Consider the following 17000-nt stretch of genomic DNA (forward strand, 5'->3'; position numbering starts at 1 on the left):
CGGAATCAAACATATGTTTTTTTGGCTTCGTTCTTGCCCGCCTGCTATGACCGGTTGGTTACATGGGATACCGTCTTTCGACAAACTACATCTGTAGTCGGATCAACAACTTTACACTTCTGATCCGTGATTCAGTTCTATAAACTATTCTGCATTAATGTTTGTTTGAAAATAGGACATATGCGCCAGCACCATTGGCAAGGGTGTATACGCCATAAAAGATTACAGCAGTGAGCATTCCCATATTGGCGAAGATCAGAGCCGCTGCGAGCATGATGAATTCCAATATATAACTGCCATAAGGGCCAAGAAATTTGGAAAAACTTCCCCGCGCTTCAGTGATCATCGGATGTTTGCTCTCCATCATCGCCTTATGCATGGCGAAATTTCCGATCCCGCAGATAAAGATGATGAAAACATACATAGTGCTTATATAGTGCGTGTTAGCGCTATTGTCAGTCATTGCTGGTGATAATTTGTAATGGTGGTTTTCATGTGACAGATAACGGTGCGGCAGGGAGGAACAAATGAATTGTGCAGACAAGACAGTGGTGATCACAGGTGGTGCGACCGGCATCGGCCTGGCCTTGGGGCGCGAGCTCGGAAAGCGGGGTGCGCGGCTAATCCTGTTTGAACCGCGCGCGGAACGCCTTGATGAAGCAGCTGCCAGTCTCGCTGCAGATGATATTGATGTGAAAGTTTTTCAGGGCGATGTCACCAACCCGGATTCGCTTACCGCACTGGCGGACTTCGCATGGGCCGAAAATGGCCGGGCGGATATGCTGATCAACAATGCCGGCGTTGGCGGTTCGATGAAATCGGTGATCAAGACCGACCCGGCCGACGCGCGGCGCATATTCGAGGTGAATTTCTGGGGCATGTGGTCTGGTATTTCCGAATTCGGTCGGCGGTTTCTGGCCGAAGAAAAGCCTTCCGCGATCTATTCCGTCGCGTCGGAAAATTCCCTGTTCAATGCCTTCCCCTTTGGCGGCGGCGGCTATGTTTCCAGCAAGCATGCGATTTTTGGCCTGATGGACGTGCTGCGCCGGGAAGCGCCCGATTGGCTCACCACCGGGGTTATCATTCCCGGCTGGGTGAAGTCCGAACTGTCTGAAGCCAATCTGACGATATCTGCGGCGATGGACACTGCGGCCTACGCGAAGATTATCGCGCCGCAGATCGAGGCAGGCGAATATTATGTGGTCAGCCACGGCTATAATGTCGTCCGGTTCGACGAACGTTATGATGAAATGAAAAAAGCCTTCGATAAATATGCCCCTCGCAGCGAAGGCGACGAGGGTTATGATGTGCAGAGATTTTTTGCAGAGATGCAGAACTGATGAACATTGATCTACCGGACGGCATCGTCCGCGCCGCGCCGGCCGACTGGCGCCGGTTGGCCGACATCACTGCAGAGGCTTTGGTTCTTAATACCTGCGATGCCAAAGACATTCCCTGCTATCTGGAAAACAGCAACCCGGAAAATCATGGCTTCTACGCCCATCATGGATTTGAGCGGCGAGAGATTTTTGCCTGCGGCGAAGGTGGTCCGTCGCTTGAAGCTATGTGGCGTGAACCGAGATAAACGGGCCGTCTGCCGGAATAGTCTGAAACGCCGTTAAAGCGAAGAGGCCAAAGCCATGATGACGCCGATACCGACCAATAATATGCCGGTGAGTTCGCCGCGACTGAGTGGTTCCTTCAGATAGAAACGCCCAAAGCCGAGCGTATAGAGGATTTGCGTCTGGCCAACGATACCGACCAGCGCAACCGGCGCATGGGCATAGGCGATGAACCAGCCCGCCGAAGCTGTGGCGGCTAGCACGCCCACTTGCGCCGTGACACGCCAACGGACCAGCATGGCACGAAACTGGTCCGGTTCGCGGATGATGACATAAGTACCTTGCATCAAGGCCTGAAAGCCGAGAACGGCGGTGAGTACAATTAATCCCGCATAGGTTCGTTCCACATCGACAATTGCGTTGGCTGATTGTTTGATGAAAATAGCGGTCAGTGCGAATAGGAAACCGGCGCTGAGCCCGGTGAGCGCCGCCGGTTGTTTCAAGCCGCGCAACCATTGCCACAGTCCGCGCGCGCCGCCTTCGACCGACACCGACAATATGCCGAGAAAGGCGATGGCTATGCCCAGCCATGCCAGCGGCGCTAGCGTTTCACCCAGGATCAACCAGCCAAGAAATGCTACAATCAGGGTTTCGACCTTCATATAGGCGGTGCCGCTGACCAGATTGCGAAAGCCGAAGGACATGATGATCAGGTTTGTCGCGAGCATCTGTGCAAAGCCGGCGGCCCAGGCAAACCACCAGAAGGAAGCATCAAGCGCGGGCAGGGCGCTGCGTCCAGTCACGGCCATATAGGTTGCCAGCATCGCGCAGGCGATTGGCCAGCCAAAGAAAAAGCGCGATAGCGCCGCCGCATTGACCGACATTTCGGCGCGGATGCGCTGCTGCACCGCCATCCGCCAGGCGAGAAATAGCGCGGCCAGTAAAGCGGCGGGTATCCAGATCGGAAATGTCAAAGAGGTCGCGCGTCCACTGTCTCGGCAAGAAAATCCAATATCTTCTGCGGCGTGCCGGGATCTTCTGGCGGATCGTTGCGGGTTTTATAAGCGGCTGTCAGACCAATGGCGAGCATTACCGCCGGAATACCGGAGAAAATGAGATTGAAAAACAGCGGGGCATCATCGACGAACCAAAGAGCCAGGGAGAACAGGAAAAACAGACCCACAAAACCGTTCCAGAACAGGAAAAACGGCATGGCTTTGCCTTGCTTGATCGTGCCTTCGATCAAGGTGCCGCCCTCATGCTCGCGCATCTTGGCCTTCAGGATTGGTTCCGCACCGACTTTCAGGCCCGGGCGCCGATAGGTGAGGAACATTTTGCGTTCGGTTCCGTTGCCAAAGACATGATAGCCCTTGCGCTTCTTCCGGCGTTTCATTTCCGCTTTTAGCTTTTTAGCTAGCGGGATTGGGACCAATGGGGAATAGAGTTTGATATCTTCTTTCATATAGAAAGCCGATCAAACGCCTTCGAGCAGCTTCTCTTTCTTGATTTTCTCTTGCCAGACCAGTGGCGCGAGATGGTGGACGCTTTGGCCCTCGGCATCGACCGCAACCGTAACCGGCATGTCCTGCACTTCAAACTCGTATATCGCTTCCATGCCGAGATCTTCGAAGCCGACGACCTTGGAGCCCTTGATCGCACGGCTGACCAGATAGGCGCTGCCGCCGACCGCCATCAGATAGGCGCTTTTATGTTTCTTGATCGAACCGACGGTATCGAGTCCGCGTTCAGCCTTGCCGACCATGGCGAGCAGGCCCTGTTCCAGCATCATGTCGGTAAACTTGTCCATCCGCGTGGCGGTGGTGGGGCCGGCGGGGCCGACCACTTCCTCACCGACCGGATCGACCGGTCCGACATAATAGATAACGCGTCCTTTAAACTCGACCGGCAGTTCTTCGCCCTTGTCGAGCATATCCTTGATCCGCTTATGCGCAGCATCGCGGCCGGTGAGCATTTTGCCATTGAGCAGCAGGCGGTCACCATGGTTCCAGCTTGCTACTTCCGCTTCGTCCAGTTGATCGAGATGAACGCGCTTGGCTTCGGATGATGGGGTCCAGTTGACGTCCGGCCATTCATCCAGCTTAGGCGCTTCCAAATAAGCTGGCCCGCTGCCATCCAATGTGAAATGCGCATGGCGAGTGGCAGCGCAATTGGGGATCATCGCAACCGGCTTGCCCGCAGCATGACAGGGCCAGTCATTGATCTTGACGTCAAGGATAGTGGACAATCCGCCAAGCCCTTGTGCGCCGATGCCCAGCGCATTGACCTTATCGAAAATCGTGATGCGCAGTTCTTCGATATCATTGCGCGGCCCGCGTTGCTTAAGCTGGCCCATATCAATCGGATCCATCAGCGATTGCTTGGCCAGCAGCACCGCGCGTTCCGCCGTGCCGCCAATACCGATGCCGAGCATGCCCGGAGGGCACCAGCCAGCACCCATTTGCGGGATCATGTCGAGCACCCAATCGACAATATTATCGCTCGGGTTCATCATCTTGAACTTGGATTTATTCTCCGACCCGCCGCCTTTGGCCGCGACATCCACGGACACTTTGTCGCCCGGCACCATTTCAACATGCAGCACGCTGGGCGTGTTATCCTTTGTATTGCGCCGCGTGAAAGCCGGGTCGGTCAGGATTGAGGCGCGCAGCTTGTTTTCCGGGTGGAGATAGGCGCGGCGCACGCCTTCATCGACAATTTCCTGCATCGATTGCGACGTTTCATCCAGCCGACAATCCATCCCCCATTTGACGAACACATTCACAATGCCGGTATCCTGACAAATTGGCCGGTGTCCCTCGGCGCACATTCTCGAATTGGTCAGGATTTGCGCAATCGCGTCCTTGGCCGCCGGTGATTTCTCTGCCTCATAGGCTTCGCCCAACGCCCGGATATAATCCATCGGATGATAGTAAGAGATAAATTGCAGGGCGTCGGCGACGCTTTCAATCAGGTCGGCGGTCTTTATCGTGACAGTCATCATGGCTCCGGAAATAGTCTAAGGATGCGATCCTGGTGCCTTTTGGCTGATATGTTGAAATTCGGCAAGTTTTCTATGTGTTACGAGCCTGTTGGCCCACGCCGTTAAGCGGATATCAGCACGCCGCGATACAGGGGGTCTTCAAACGCCTGACCTGCGCCTTTGGCGACACAGGTCAAGGGGTCATCGGCAATGGTCACGGCCAGTCCAGTCTGCTCGGCAATATGCTCATCAATCCGGCCGAGCAGCGCGCCACCGCCGGTTAGGACAATGCCTTGATCGACAATATCGGCGGCCAGTTCGGGGGCGGTGTTTTCGAGAGCATTGCGCACGCTGTCGGTAATCTGACCCACCGGCTCTGCAATCGCATAGGCAATTTCGGCTTCGGTGATGATAATCTTTCGCGGCATGCCTTTGACAAGATCTCGGCCTTTGATGTGCATGGTCCGCCCGTTGTCGACCGGACTGACTGCGCTCGCCATTTCATGCTTGATGGTTTCTGCAGTAGACTCGCCGATCGCAAGATTATGTTTACGGCGAATATGCGAGGCTATGGCATCGTCAATCTTGTCGCCACCCATGCGTCCGGATGTACTATAAGCCAGCCCTTGCAGGGATAAAACGGCCACTTCTGTTGTTCCGCCGCCAATATCTACGACCATTGCTCCAATCGGTTCCGCCACTTGTATTCCAGCACCAATGGCCGCCGCCATCGGCTCTTCGATGAAAAAGATACGCGACCCTCCGGCATTGGATGCCGCATCACGCAGGGCCCGGCGCTGCACATTGGTCGAACCGGACGGAATACAAACCGCAATATCATAGCGCCTTAAAAGCCCGGTCTTTTTATCATGCACTTTATGGATGAAATGCTTGATCATCTGCTCCGCGACATCAAGGTCAGCGATCACGCCGTCTTTGAGCGGACGAATGACCTTTATGTTCGCAGGCGTTTTGCCCATCATCAACTTGGCATCCGCACCTACCGCGCGCACTTTGGTTACACCCTCATTGGTCTCCAGCGCGACCACCGATGGTTCATTGAGCACGATTCCTTGATCCCGCAAATAGACAAGCGTGTTGGCCGTGCCGAGATCGATCGCAATGTCATGCGACTGGAGTTTGAAGAAACTACGCATATATAATGGGTTACTTTTAAATAGAGAGACCACATCAAAGATGTGACATGTTTGTGAAGGGATAATGGTTCCGCGCCAATGAACCTATGCTGTCTAGTCAAGCTGTGCTGAAAATGGGTTTGTTCCTGAAAATTTGCTAATTGGATGAAGCTGGTCCAGCATCAAAAGCAGATTGAATAATGATCGGGGAGATGATTCATGCGTATATTTGTAACCGGCGCATCCGGTTTTGTTGGCGGAGCGGCAAGCAAGGCATTGATCGCGGCCGGACACCAAGTCATGGCTATGTCGCGCAGCGAGAAATCAGATGCGGTGATCCGCGATCTGGGGGCGGAGCCGGTTCGCTGCGATCTGGAAACGATCACCGCTGATCATATCGGAAATGCCGAGGCCGTTTTGCACAGTGCTGCCTTTGTGGAGGCCTGGGGTCCAAAAGACGCTTGGCATCGGTACAATGTATTGGGAACACAGGCGGTGCTGGATGCTGCGCAGGCGGCTGGCGTGCAGCGGTTCATCCATATTGGCACCGAGGCGGGCATCTGTCATGGCCAGCATGTGCGCGACGCCGACGAAACGGTTCCGCTCGCGCCCAATTCACCTTATCCCTATTGCGCAACCAAGGCGCAGGCGGAGCAGCGTGTGCGGGATGCCAATCGTGACGGGGTGTTTGAAACCATTGTCCTGCGGCCGCGTTTCATCTGGGGCCCGGGTGACACCACATTGCTTCCGATGGTCGAAGCCATGGCCAAGAGCGGCAAGTGGATGTGGATCAATGATGGCAAGGCGATGACATCAACAACTCATATTTCCAATCTGGTTCATGCGATAATGTTGGCATTGACCAATGGCCGGGCCGGGGAGGCCTATTTCATATTGGATGACGGGACGATCAGTATGAAAGACATGATTGGGGGAATGGCTCAGGCAAAACATCTGACATTGGCAGATAAATCCATATCGTCAGGGCTGGCCGATTTTGTCGGAGGTGCATCGGAAAAAATATGGCGGACATTGGGTTTGAAAAGCGATCCACCACTGACCGCTCATGCCGCCATGGTCATGTCGCGCGACTGCACATTGATCGGATCAAAAGCCGCCGCTGATTTGGGTTATCAACCGATTGTGAGCCGAACGGAAGGACTCGCCGCTTTGTGACAAAGTCTATCCACTCCGGATTGGCGGCATTGAAATAATATTTCCCTGCGTTGAATCATTCAAACACCATATATGGTGTCACAAATGAGTCATTCACACTTGTGCATGAGCTGTGGATAATTTTTTTGTAAAATTTGACCCACCCTATTGCGTTCTTGCCAAGGCCTAGAAGGTCCACGCGTCGCTGCGCTGCACCATGAATCGACCGTCGACGAAGCGATTCATTTATACGACGAACAGAGTCGTTAAAATGTCATTTACCCTCTTGCATATAATTCTGATTCAGCCACTATAGGTTGTGGTTAGGCCAAGGGGGCACACCAACGTCTAGTATTACACGCCGGTAACACCGACTCGGTGAACGGCTCCCTTTGGCTTAAATCGCAAGTGATTTTTTCGGGTTTTTGGGCAAAATAAAATGCCCGCCCAGGCTGTAAAAATGTTATGTTCGCTGGCTTGGTTTTAGATAATCGTCCGAGTCGAACAATACAAGAACAAATGGCCCGGTATTAAACCCACCAGAAGGCTGGCCTTATGGCTGGCAAAAATATTGGTTTGGTAGTTTGATTAGGGGGCTTTGATGGATTTTAGAGATAGCCGGGATGATGCCGGGAATAGTGGTAGAGATATGAGTGAGAGTGATATGGGCGCCGAAGTTTTGGACACGCCGAAAGACAAATCCAAGAGCACTGAAAAAACAGCACCAGTAAAAGAACCCGAGATCAGCAAGAAGGCTGAATCCGAAGCGGCTGCGACAAAGAAAAATGACGAGAAAGAGCTGAAAGCGGAACGCGACAGTCATAGTGTCGAAAAACGCCGGTTCAAAATCGTTCAGGATGATGCGCGCGATGATCTGCTGACCGACTTTGGCAAGGAAACGCTGAAAGACCGTTATCTGCTTCCTGACGAGAGTTTTCAGGATCTCTTCTCCCGTGTGGCCGATGCTTATGCGGATGATCAGGATCATGCGCAGCGGCTCTATGATTATATCTCCAAGCTCTGGTTCATGCCAGCGACACCTGTGCTGTCCAATGGCGGCACCGGTCGCGGGCTACCGATCTCCTGCTATCTGAATAGCGTGGACGATAGCCTTGGCGGAATCGTCAACACCTGGAACGAAAATGTCTGGCTCGCCTCCAAGGGCGGCGGCATTGGAACCTATTGGGGCAGTGTTCGCGGTATTGGTGAGCCCGTTGGCCTCAACGGTAAGACATCTGGTATCATTCCGTTCGTGCGGGTGATGGACAGCCTGACGCTCGCGATTTCCCAAGGCAGCTTGCGGCGCGGTTCGGCGGCTTGCTATCTCGACATTGATCACCCGGAAATTGAAGAATTTCTTGAAATTAGAAAGCCTTCCGGTGACTTTAACCGAAAGGCTCTCAACCTGCACCATGGCGTTCTCCTGACCGATGAGTTTATGGAAGCGGTCCGCGATGGCGCGGAGATGAATCTGAAATCACCCAAGACTGGTGAAGTGCGCGGTACGGTTGATGCGCGTTCATTGTTCCAGAAACTGGTCGAGACGCGTCTCGCCACGGGTGAGCCTTATATCATCTTCAATGACACGGTGAACCGGATGATGCCGAAGCATCACCGCGATCTCGGTCTGAAAGTATCGACATCCAATCTGTGTTCCGAAATTACACTGCCGACGGGTCGCGATCATTTGGGTGAGGACAGAACGGCAGTGTGTTGCCTGTCCTCACTCAACCTCGAAACCTGGGATCAGTGGAGCGGTGACAAGGACTTTATCGAGGACATCATGCGTTTCCTCGACAATGTTCTGCAGGACTATATCGACCGCGCACCCGATGAAATGGCGCGCGCCAAATATAGTGCCAGCCGCGAACGCAGTGTTGGTCTGGGCGTCATGGGCTTCCACAGCTTCCTGCAAGCACGCGGCCTCGGCTTTGAAAGCGCGCTGGCAAAATCGTGGAATATGAAGATCTTCAAGCATGTTTCGGCGAAAGCGTCCGAAGCCAGCATGATGCTCGCCAAGGAACGTGGACCTTGCCCTGATGCAGCGGATCAAGGCGTGATGGAGCGCTTCTCCTGCAAAATGGCAATCGCACCAACTGCATCGATTTCGATCATCTGCGGCGGAGCGTCAGCCTGTATCGAGCCGATCCCGGCGAATATCTATACGCACAAAACGCTGTCCGGCAGCTTTGTCGTCAAGAACCCGCATCTGGAAAAACTGCTCGCGGAGAAATCCAAGGACAGCACCAATGTCTGGAACAGCATCCTTGAACAAGGCGGCAGCGTTCAGCATCTCGACTTCCTGAGTGCCGAAGAAAAAGATGCGTATAAAACCAGCTTCGAGATTGATCAGCGTTGGCTGCTTGAACTCGCGGCAGATCGCACGCCCTTTATTGATCAGGCGCAGTCGCTGAACCTGTTCATTCCGGCCGATGTCGACAAATGGGACCTGCTGATGCTGCACTTCCGTGCATGGGAACTGGGCATCAAATCGCTCTACTATCTGCGTTCGAAATCGATCCAGCGCGCTGGCTTTGCCGGTCAGGATGAAGCGGCCGATAGTAAAGGTGGCGGCGTGGAGGCGGACAATACGCTCGACCCGAAAACGGTTGAGCTGATGACCACCGCCGGCAGCACCGACTATGACGAGTGTCTCGCCTGTCAATAATTAGGCAGTTTGCCCACTGCCTCCTCCCTTTGCTCCTTTTGGGAGGAGGCCGTTTTTTTTAAGATATAAAGGATGCTCGGCCTATGGTGGCCAGATGATATACACCCATATGATGTATATGATGAAAAGTACGAAAGCGGAGAACGAGTAAAAATGTCACTTTTGGAAGCACGCAAAACCTATAAGCCCTTTGAATATCCATGGGCCTATGACTTCTGGAAGCGGCAGCAGCAGATTCACTGGATGCCGGAAGAAGTGCCATTGGGTGAAGATTGCCGCGATTGGGCGCAGAAACTGACCGATCATGAGCGCAACCTGCTCACGCAGATTTTCCGTTTCTTCACCCAGGCGGATGTTGAGGTGCAGGATTGCTATCACGACAAATATGGCCGGGTGTTCAAACCGACCGAAGTCAAGATGATGCTCACCGCGTTTTCCAACATGGAAACCGTCCACATCGCCGCTTATTCGCATCTGCTCGACACGATCGGCATGCCGGAAAGCGAATATAGCATGTTCCTCGAATATGAGGAGATGAAGGACAAGCATGACTATATGGGCACATTCGGCGTCGACACCGACGAAGATATTGCCAAGACGCTGGCGATGTTCGGCGGCTTTACCGAAGGCTTGCAGCTGTTTGCCAGCTTCGCGATGCTGATGAACTTCCCGCGCTTCAACAAGATGAAGGGCATGGGGCAGATTGTGTCCTGGTCGGTGCGCGATGAATCGCTCCACTGCGAAGGCATTGTCAAAATGTTCCACACATTTGTGCAGGAACGCGATTGCCTGACCAAGAATGTCAAAGAAGAGATTATCGACTGCTGCCAGAAAACTGTGCGGCTGGAAGATGCGTTTATCGATCTGGCGTTTAGCGACGGTCCGGTAACCGGCATGACCGCGAAAGAGATTAAGCGCTATATCCGCTACATCGCCGACTGGCGTCTGGGTCAGCTGGGCTTCCAACCGATCTACATGATCGAAGACCACCCGCTGCCTTGGCTCGCTCCGCTGCTTAACGGTGTCGAGCATGCCAACTTCTTCGAAACCCGCGCGACCGAATATTCCAAAGGCGCCACCAAAGGCGACTGGAACGAAGTCTGGAGCAGCTTTGACCAGCGCAAAGGCGGCAAGATTATCGGTATCGAAGAAACCGATAATGATGACGATGGCGAAGATATGTTTGAAGCGGCGGGAGTTGCTGCGGAGTGATTGAGTGACGTTCTATGCCCAACCAGACTATTCGAAAACGCGCGTCGATAAAGCTGGATCCAATGTCGCAAATGGCAATTTTGGTGACGATGATGTTGAAATAGTTGAGAACTGGAGGGCATCTCACGCGCAGATTCTGAACACATTTAAGCAAATCCTATACAACAGAGCTCGAAAAATTGACTGTTTGGTTGTGCAACGGTTGAAGCGGCGTCCAACTATAATCGACAAGTTGTCTAGAGATCCGAATATGACTGTTCGATTATCGCAGATGCAGGATATTGCAGGTTGTCGGTTGATTTTTGGTCAGAAAGACGATCTTTATAGCTTTAAAGGCCTGATGGATAAGGGTAGCTTTGCCCATAAGCTCGCATACGAGCGAGACTATATACTAGAACCCAAAGAGGATGGGTATAGAGGCCTTCATCAAATATATAACTATAATGTTGAACCTCGAAAAGGACATGCGAGTGAAAATCAGCCTTGGAATGGAATGCGTGTTGAAGTTCAATATAGAACTATAACGCAACACATTTGGGCTACCGCTGTTGAGACTGCGGGCTTGCTTACTGCAAATAATCCAAAATTTAAAAAAGGCAGTCAGTCTTTCGTGGACTTTTTTAAGGTTTGTAGCGAAATGCTGTCGCGCAGTGTGGACAGTGTTACAGCAGTATTGCCGGGTTTGACCAACGTAGAATTAGTAGATGAATATCGTCGCCTAAATAACGATACGCATATCGTCGATATCTTCGAGCGTGTAAACGCGCGAATTGAAGATGAGAAATTTTCAAAGACATCCATTTTGATTTTTAATCTTGAGAAAGACGCGCAGGGTTCCGAGATTCAAGTTCTATCATACGACTCTATGAATTCCGGGATTAAGGATTACGACCGCCTAGAAAAGGAACTAGCTGGAAAGGCTGATTTAGTTTTGGTTAAGGCAGATGCTGAAGAAAGTATGAGGTCTGCTTACCGAAACTATTTTGCGGATACGGTGGAGTTTCTGCATTTGATTAAGGAAGCAGAATCTAACTTGCCATCCCAGGATCACTTGGAATTGTCACTATAGATTGCAAAAACGCAATTCGAATTACAGTGACAGTTTTCTAGATACACAAGTATCAAACCACCACCCACCATCACCGCCAATAATCATCCCGCTCCGCTCCATCATAGCGACCGGAGCGTTGGGATACCGAAGCAAGTTTAAAGCGAGTATGGCCGTTAAGGAAGCTATTCACTGCAGCGTATCAATTCCAACAAACCCGATATCACGGTGTTTCGTTCTTTTTCCGTCCAGCCGCCATGTTGTCCCGCATCATTTCCTTGTGGGTGCGGTCGAAATCTTTGAGATGGCCGTTACAGCTACTATGGCACAGTGCGAGATTGTCGAGCGCCCAAGTGCCACCCTTGGTCAGCGGTTGTAGATGCTCAATCGTCGCTGATTTTCGGGTATTGGGTATGCCGCCAAAGCGCATCACGTTGCCGCAATACCAGCAATCATCTCCATCCCGTTTGCGCAGGGTCTTCCGCTTCGACTGTTTGGCCTTGCGCTGGAAGAACCAAGACTGCCCGGGATAATATCGCCATTTCGCCGTCGCAGCCATCAGCACCAGCCCCGGCGATAGCCCTGCCATTCCTCTGCCAGTCCTTCGTCAACCAGCTGTGCGCCAAGGCTCTTACCAGAGCGGGAGACTACGCGCAGGGCGCGGCCATATTGGTCCGTGTCGTTGAACATATCGCCCTTCAGATCGAAATTGCCTTCATTCAGCAATGCCAGCAGCCGCATTTTGGCACGTTCACCCAATCGCTTTTCAGACGCGCACCCGGGGTTGGATATTTCCGGCGTGTTGATATCGGCGATGCGGATCTTGCGTCCTTCAAACCAGAATGTATCGCCATCGACCACGCAATTGGTGCGAACTGAACCGAAGCAAATGCCAAAGCTGGCACGATGCGGATCAATCACAGCGCTTTGCGAGCTAGGCGGCCCACCACTGAACCAGATGGCAGCGAATAAGGCAGTGCAGGCGGCCAATGTGATAATCGTAAAAGCAGGCCAGCTGAGAGAGGGTTTCGGCTTTTCCGATGGCCAGGGGTTTCTCGGTTTACGCTTGGCACGTCTCAACGCCTCGCGTTGGCGAGCCGGGGGGAAGGGCTTGACGTTGCTCCTGCTCATCCGGAAAAATTACCGGAAGGAGGTTTAGGAAAGGCTAAAACAGCATTTCTACGGTGGCCATATTCCCAACAGCTCCAAAAACCGCTTTCCTACATATCCCGCTTTATGCCTTAATCCTGCGCATGAAAAACAACCATTCCCCCAAACCCGATCCGCGCAGCGCGGCGGTGCAGAACCGCCGCATATCGCGCATCCCCGCCTTCACCCCTGCCGAGCTGCGTGTGCGGCGGGATGGGTGGACGCCGCTTAAACAGGCGGAGTTTATTGGCCATCTCGCCGAAACGCGCTGCGTCAAACGGGCGGCGGAGCGGGTGGGGATGAGCCGGGAGAGCGCCTACCGGCTGCGCCGCAAGCCGGGGGCGGCGGAATTTACCGCCGCGTGGGACGAGATTTTGGGCGCGCCGAATATGCCCCGGGCAAAGGTCACACTAGAAGGGTTGTTTCAGCGCATCCGCCTGGGCCGCTACCGCCCTGTGCTGCGCGGCGGGCGCTATGTCGGGACGCTGAAAAAAGACGATAATTCTGCGCTTTTGACCGCCTTGTCGCATCTCGACCGGGTAGTGCCGACAGAGGATTAGATGGGCGCAGAGGCGAAAGGTCACAGAAAATAAAAGGGGCCTTTGGTGTGACCCTTTATGCTATGAAAGGCGCCATGAAAACCACGCGCATTATCTTTGGGCTCGCTGCGCTTTATGGCATAGCGGTGCTGTTGCTCGGTCTGTTCGGCGAGGCGCAGTTTAACGCCGCGATGCCGCCAGCGATCACGCATCCTGAATTTTACTATGGTTTTCATGGCGTCGCGCTGGTGTTTCAATTGGTCTTTGTCCTGATCGCCATCGACCCGGTGCGCTATCGCCCGCTGATGCTGGTGGCGGTGCTCGAAAAACTCGCCTTTTTCGGTCCGGCGCTGTGGCTCTATAACAGCGGACGCTTGGCGGAGGGCGGGCTGTTCCATGGCGCCATGATTGACGGGTTGTGGGCGCTGTTCTTTCTGCTGGCATGGGGAATGATCGGGGCGAAGAGAGATGCGAATGGGTGACGGGCGGTTCCGCCGCTCCTTGTTTCTGCACCGGTTGCCGACATGCCATCTTGCCCCGGCCGTAATCCTTCTATACGCTTTCCGTTCGGGGCTAGACTGATGAAGGGTTTCCTGTTCCGGAAACGGACCGAACAAAGATAGGCTAGACGATTGAGTTTTTCGGAATTTGCGATTGCCATGGCGTTGGCGCACGCACCGGCAACCGCCACACCCCCGCCGACCATTGCGGACCAACCCATTGATGTAGCCACTGCCGAGGTGCAGGATAGGCGCGCGCCCGTGTCGCCCGTGTCGCCCATTTCGCCCATTTCAATAGCGTCGCTATCGGCGCAGGCACAGCTATTTGGCGCTCTCGCCATCGCGCCGGGAGAAGCGGCGCAGGCGGAACCGTCTGCACCGCCCGCGCCCGCACCATGGCCGGTGCCGCTGGAGCCGGTGCCTTTGGAGACAGATTCTGCCCCGCCTGTGCTGGATGATCCGCTCTTGCCGGTTGATCCTGCGGCACTCGATGAGGCGGCGACTGATCAGGCAGATGGCAATGAAATTGTCGTCACCGCCCGTCCGCGCCCGCCCAAGAGTGATCCGTTGCAAGGACTGAACGCGGATACATTCAGCACCATTCAGAATGTCGACGAAGCGGTGGTTGGCCCGGTTGCGCTGGCTTATGAAGATACCGTGCCGGGGCCGGTACGCAGCGGCCTTTCCAATTTTCTCAGCAATCTTGGCGAGCCGATTGTGTTCCTCAACTATCTGTTGCAGCTCAAGCCCGGCAAGGCGATCGAGACGCTGGGCCGGTTCACCATTAATTCGACCATCGGAATTGGCGGGTTGGTGGATGTTGCGAAAAGGCCGCCATTTAATCTGCCCAAACGTCAAAATGGTTTTGCCAATACGCTGGGCTATTATGGTGTCGAGCCGGGGCCATTTCTGTTTCTACCGCTGATCGGGCCGACGACTGTGCGTGATTTATTTGGCCGCGTTGTGGATCTGTCGGTGCTGCCGGTTGCGGTCGGCAAGCCGTTTAACCAGCTTGTCTATACGCTACCCGCCGGGATCATCACGTCGCTCGACTTTCGCGCCGAACAGGATGAGCAGTTAAGGGCGCTGCGGGAAAGCAATGATCCCTATACCGCGACGCGGGAATTATATCTGCAACAACGGCAAGCGGAAATTGACGCGCTGCGCGGTAAGGAGCCTGAGGAATAGGGCGATAGGCAAGCATCGCCGGAAAATCATTTGATCCATGCTGTATTGGTGTTATGCATCAATAATACAGCATGGCCGTTGTGGTCCTGCATTTCCACGGGGACCGATTTATGACGCGCACACAAAAGATTCTCTCGACCGCCGTTCTTGCCACCGGCGCGCTTTCTGCCGGGGCCAATGCAGAAACCAAACCCGCAGAGACACAAGAATCGGTGGCCGCCGATCTTCAGGCACTCGATGGGCGGCTGTTCAAGGCGGCGTTTGAGGATTGTGACATGGCGGTTCTGGAAGACTTGCTGGCCGATGATCTCGAATTTTATCATGACCGCGATGGACTATCCTATACCAGCAGCGCGGGCTTTATCGCGGATGTAAAGAAAGAGTGCGGCGGCGGCAAACGTGTGCTGGTCGCTGATAGCATGACCACACATATGATCGGTGATTATGGCGCGATGCAGCATGGCCGGCATGAATTTCATCAGGTCATGCCCGACGGCTCCAGCATCGCTCGCGAGAAAGGCGTATTCATGCATATGTGGCAACGCACGGCAGGTAATAGCGCCGGCTGGCAGATCACACGGGTCATTAGCTATGACCATGAAGGTATGTAGCCTGGCGGGGGTAATATGGTTTTGGTCCTTGGGAGGGGAAGGCGGAGATCGGCCCGATAAAGGCTGTCTCCGCTGACCAGGGTCACTTGCATGATGGCTTTGATCGAGATCAAGGCGGCACACAGAAATTGCTGACATTTTGCGCATTCATGGAAGATGGAATGCAGGTTGACAGATCACATGACACAATGGCCAGTGCTACTCTTTATCGGGATGATGGGCTTCTTCGGCTTGGGGCTAATCTACGCCACGATCGCAGAAGAGTTGAGAGAACAACGGGAATAGAGCTGGTTGTAGCAAGGGGATTACCGTGATGGGCGATATTACAGTCCATAGGTTGGGCAGGGCGCTCGCCTGATCCTCAATATCACTTTCCTACACGAAGCTTGCCTGTCTAACATCGCGTGTACCTATTTCGAATCAGCCAAGCTGGTTTTGGTTCACGGCAGTTCCCGGAAATTGACGCCACCGGCCGTTTACTTTTCACAAAACTGTCATGAAACTGTCCGGATGTTTGCGTTGAGATACGAGTTAGCAGTTTATATGGTTGCCGGGTTGGCAGTTTTGGCACTCGCCTTTTGGTCTGCGGATTTTCGCCATGGCCCTTTTTTCCGGGAAGATGGCATTGTCGAAATGACAGCGGCGATATTATTTTTTGTCGCGCTAATCATTGGCGTGCAGCGGCAGTTATACCGGACGCTGGTTGGGTTTGCCTTTTGCGGGCTCGCGCTACTCGCCTGTTTGAGCGAAATCAGTTTTGGCGCGCGCCATTTGGGGTTTGCAATGCCGGCTATGCCGGGCGGCGGCGAGTTGGATGGGGCGCAGGATCTGGTGATGCTGGCTTATCGTGCTTTGGTGAACGCCGATATGCTGTTGCTGGCTGCTATTTTGGCGATTGCCCTGCTCACACTTGTTGTGACACTGGCCTATCGCAGCGCCTATGCAGCACGGGTGATAATATGGTTGCGCGCCGACCATGGGCGGTTAGCCATTTTGACTGCCCTGACGGTCATCGGGATAGCAGTGGTCATTGATATCATAGAGGTCGCGCGCTTTGCCGAGGAGACATTGGAACTGTTCGGAGCCTTGCTGATGGCAACCGCTGCGTTGCGGCTACAACGCGGAAAGCCACGACGAGTTTTATCGCAACCAAGCAACGGGCTGGCGACAATCGCGGGGGATGAATAGCCCTGTTGGGTTTCGTTCATATTTCTCGCGTTATTTCTGACAATCAGACGTAACGATGGGAGTT

Annotated in this window: 18 protein-coding genes; 11 read left to right on the plus strand and 7 right to left on the minus strand. The window is 53.7% G+C overall.

The window, feature by feature from the left end:
• Positions 1 to 154: 154 nt before the first annotated feature.
• A complete protein-coding gene (locus ABJM21_RS03280; protein ID WP_348302827.1) occupies positions 155 to 379 on the minus strand; it encodes a hypothetical protein in 225 nt (74 codons plus the stop codon).
• A 148-nt stretch (positions 380 to 527) separates the two neighbouring features.
• Here ABJM21_RS03280 and ABJM21_RS03285 point away from each other — a divergent pair, with 148 nt between their 5' ends.
• A complete protein-coding gene (locus tag ABJM21_RS03285; protein WP_348302826.1) occupies positions 528 to 1340 on the plus strand; it encodes an SDR family NAD(P)-dependent oxidoreductase in 813 nt (270 codons plus the stop codon).
• A complete protein-coding gene (locus ABJM21_RS03290; protein WP_348302825.1) occupies positions 1340 to 1585 on the plus strand; it encodes a hypothetical protein in 246 nt (81 codons plus the stop codon). The genes ABJM21_RS03285 and ABJM21_RS03290 overlap by 1 nt, the downstream gene beginning before the upstream one ends.
• A 33-nt stretch (positions 1586 to 1618) precedes the next feature.
• Here the strand turns inward: ABJM21_RS03290 and ABJM21_RS03295 are convergent, their stop codons facing one another.
• The 4 genes from ABJM21_RS03295 to ABJM21_RS03310 all read right to left on the minus strand — a co-directional run bounded on the left by ABJM21_RS03295 (position 1619) and on the right by ABJM21_RS03310 (position 5699).
• On the minus strand, positions 1619 to 2536 hold the full coding sequence (locus ABJM21_RS03295; protein ID WP_348302824.1) for a DMT family transporter: 918 nt from the start codon (positions 2534 to 2536) through the stop codon (positions 1619 to 1621).
• Positions 2533 to 3024, minus strand: a complete 492-nt coding sequence (locus ABJM21_RS03300; protein ID WP_348302823.1) for a hypothetical protein — start codon at positions 3022 to 3024, stop codon at positions 2533 to 2535. Before ABJM21_RS03300 ends, ABJM21_RS03295 begins: the two co-directional genes overlap by 4 nt.
• A 12-nt stretch (positions 3025 to 3036) precedes the next feature.
• Positions 3037 to 4560, minus strand: coding sequence for a fumarate hydratase (locus ABJM21_RS03305; RefSeq protein ID WP_348302822.1), 1524 nt, complete (start codon positions 4558 to 4560; stop codon positions 3037 to 3039).
• Positions 4561 to 4664: 104 nt separating this feature from the next.
• Entirely contained in the window at positions 4665 to 5699 is a 1035-nt protein-coding gene (locus ABJM21_RS03310; RefSeq protein ID WP_348302821.1) for a rod shape-determining protein, read from the minus strand.
• 198 nt (positions 5700 to 5897) lie between these two features.
• Between ABJM21_RS03310 and ABJM21_RS03315 the strand changes: the two genes are divergently transcribed.
• From ABJM21_RS03315 to ABJM21_RS03330, 4 genes are all read left to right on the plus strand, one after another.
• Entirely contained in the window at positions 5898 to 6854 is a 957-nt protein-coding gene (locus ABJM21_RS03315) for an NAD-dependent epimerase/dehydratase family protein (RefSeq protein ID WP_348302820.1), read from the plus strand.
• Positions 6855 to 7434: 580 nt separating this feature from the next.
• On the plus strand, positions 7435 to 9501 hold the full coding sequence (locus ABJM21_RS03320; RefSeq protein ID WP_348302819.1) for a ribonucleoside-diphosphate reductase subunit alpha: 2067 nt from the start codon (positions 7435 to 7437) through the stop codon (positions 9499 to 9501).
• Positions 9502 to 9654: 153 nt separating this feature from the next.
• Positions 9655 to 10713 carry a ribonucleotide-diphosphate reductase subunit beta gene (locus ABJM21_RS03325; protein ID WP_348302818.1) on the plus strand — a complete coding sequence of 353 codons (1059 nt, stop codon included), beginning with the start codon at positions 9655 to 9657 and terminating at the stop codon, positions 10711 to 10713.
• Between the two features lie 4 nt (positions 10714 to 10717).
• Positions 10718 to 11782: a RelA/SpoT domain-containing protein gene (locus ABJM21_RS03330; RefSeq protein WP_348302817.1), complete on the plus strand. Its 1065-nt coding sequence runs from the start codon at positions 10718 to 10720 to the stop codon at positions 11780 to 11782.
• A gap of 202 nt (positions 11783 to 11984) precedes the next feature.
• On the opposite strand, the gene ABJM21_RS03335 is transcribed toward ABJM21_RS03330, so the two are convergent.
• Positions 11985 to 12350, minus strand: a complete 366-nt coding sequence (locus ABJM21_RS03335; protein ID WP_348302816.1) for an HNH endonuclease signature motif containing protein — start codon at positions 12348 to 12350, stop codon at positions 11985 to 11987.
• On the minus strand, positions 12320 to 12892 hold the full coding sequence (locus ABJM21_RS03340) for a thermonuclease family protein (protein ID WP_348302815.1): 573 nt from the start codon (positions 12890 to 12892) through the stop codon (positions 12320 to 12322). Before ABJM21_RS03340 ends, ABJM21_RS03335 begins: the two co-directional genes overlap by 31 nt.
• A gap of 53 nt (positions 12893 to 12945) precedes the next feature.
• On the opposite strand from ABJM21_RS03340, the gene ABJM21_RS03345 reads away from it, so the two are divergent.
• From ABJM21_RS03345 to ABJM21_RS03365, 5 genes are all read left to right on the plus strand, one after another.
• Positions 12946 to 13470 (plus strand): hypothetical protein, encoded by a 525-nt coding sequence (locus tag ABJM21_RS03345; RefSeq protein ID WP_348302814.1) that lies wholly within the window; start codon positions 12946 to 12948, stop codon positions 13468 to 13470.
• A 47-nt stretch (positions 13471 to 13517) separates the two neighbouring features.
• A complete protein-coding gene (locus ABJM21_RS03350) occupies positions 13518 to 13931 on the plus strand; it encodes a hypothetical protein (RefSeq protein WP_348382200.1) in 414 nt (137 codons plus the stop codon).
• A 150-nt stretch (positions 13932 to 14081) separates the two neighbouring features.
• Complete coding sequence (locus ABJM21_RS03355; protein ID WP_348302812.1) at positions 14082 to 15137, plus strand: VacJ family lipoprotein; 1056 nt, start codon at positions 14082 to 14084, stop codon at positions 15135 to 15137.
• Positions 15138 to 15247: 110 nt separating this feature from the next.
• Positions 15248 to 15748: a nuclear transport factor 2 family protein gene (locus ABJM21_RS03360; RefSeq protein ID WP_348302811.1), complete on the plus strand. Its 501-nt coding sequence runs from the start codon at positions 15248 to 15250 to the stop codon at positions 15746 to 15748.
• Between the two features lie 543 nt (positions 15749 to 16291).
• Entirely contained in the window at positions 16292 to 16936 is a 645-nt protein-coding gene (locus ABJM21_RS03365; RefSeq protein WP_348302810.1) for a hypothetical protein, read from the plus strand.
• The last annotated feature ends 64 nt before the right edge of the window (positions 16937 to 17000 follow it).

The organism is Parasphingorhabdus sp. (genome assembly GCF_039977335.1).
GTDB lineage: Bacteria > Pseudomonadota > Alphaproteobacteria > Sphingomonadales > Sphingomonadaceae > Parasphingorhabdus.

Bases quoted from the DNA above. Each gene is read 5' to 3' on its own strand.
- ABJM21_RS03280 (WP_348302827.1), bottom strand. From the start codon at position 379: ATGCATAAGGCGATGATGGAGAGCAAACATCCGATGATCACTGAAGCG.
- ABJM21_RS03285 (WP_348302826.1), top strand. From the start codon at position 528: ATGAATTGTGCAGACAAGACAGTGGTGATCACAGGTGGTGCGACCGGC.
- ABJM21_RS03290 (WP_348302825.1), top strand. From the start codon at position 1,340: ATGAACATTGATCTACCGGACGGCATCGTCCGCGCCGCGCCGGCCGAC.
- ABJM21_RS03300 (WP_348302823.1), bottom strand. From the start codon at position 3,024: ATGAAAGAAGATATCAAACTCTATTCCCCATTGGTCCCAATCCCGCTA.
- ABJM21_RS03305 (WP_348302822.1), bottom strand. From the start codon at position 4,560: ATGACTGTCACGATAAAGACCGCCGACCTGATTGAAAGCGTCGCCGAC.
- ABJM21_RS03310 (WP_348302821.1), bottom strand. From the start codon at position 5,699: ATGCGTAGTTTCTTCAAACTCCAGTCGCATGACATTGCGATCGATCTC.
- ABJM21_RS03315 (WP_348302820.1), top strand. From the start codon at position 5,898: ATGCGTATATTTGTAACCGGCGCATCCGGTTTTGTTGGCGGAGCGGCA.
- ABJM21_RS03320 (WP_348302819.1), top strand. From the start codon at position 7,435: ATGGATTTTAGAGATAGCCGGGATGATGCCGGGAATAGTGGTAGAGAT.
- ABJM21_RS03325 (WP_348302818.1), top strand. From the start codon at position 9,655: ATGTCACTTTTGGAAGCACGCAAAACCTATAAGCCCTTTGAATATCCA.
- ABJM21_RS03335 (WP_348302816.1), bottom strand. From the start codon at position 12,350: ATGGCAGGGCTATCGCCGGGGCTGGTGCTGATGGCTGCGACGGCGAAA.
- ABJM21_RS03340 (WP_348302815.1), bottom strand. From the start codon at position 12,892: ATGAGCAGGAGCAACGTCAAGCCCTTCCCCCCGGCTCGCCAACGCGAG.
- ABJM21_RS03360 (WP_348302811.1), top strand. From the start codon at position 15,248: ATGACGCGCACACAAAAGATTCTCTCGACCGCCGTTCTTGCCACCGGC.
- ABJM21_RS03365 (WP_348302810.1), top strand. From the start codon at position 16,292: ATGGTTGCCGGGTTGGCAGTTTTGGCACTCGCCTTTTGGTCTGCGGAT.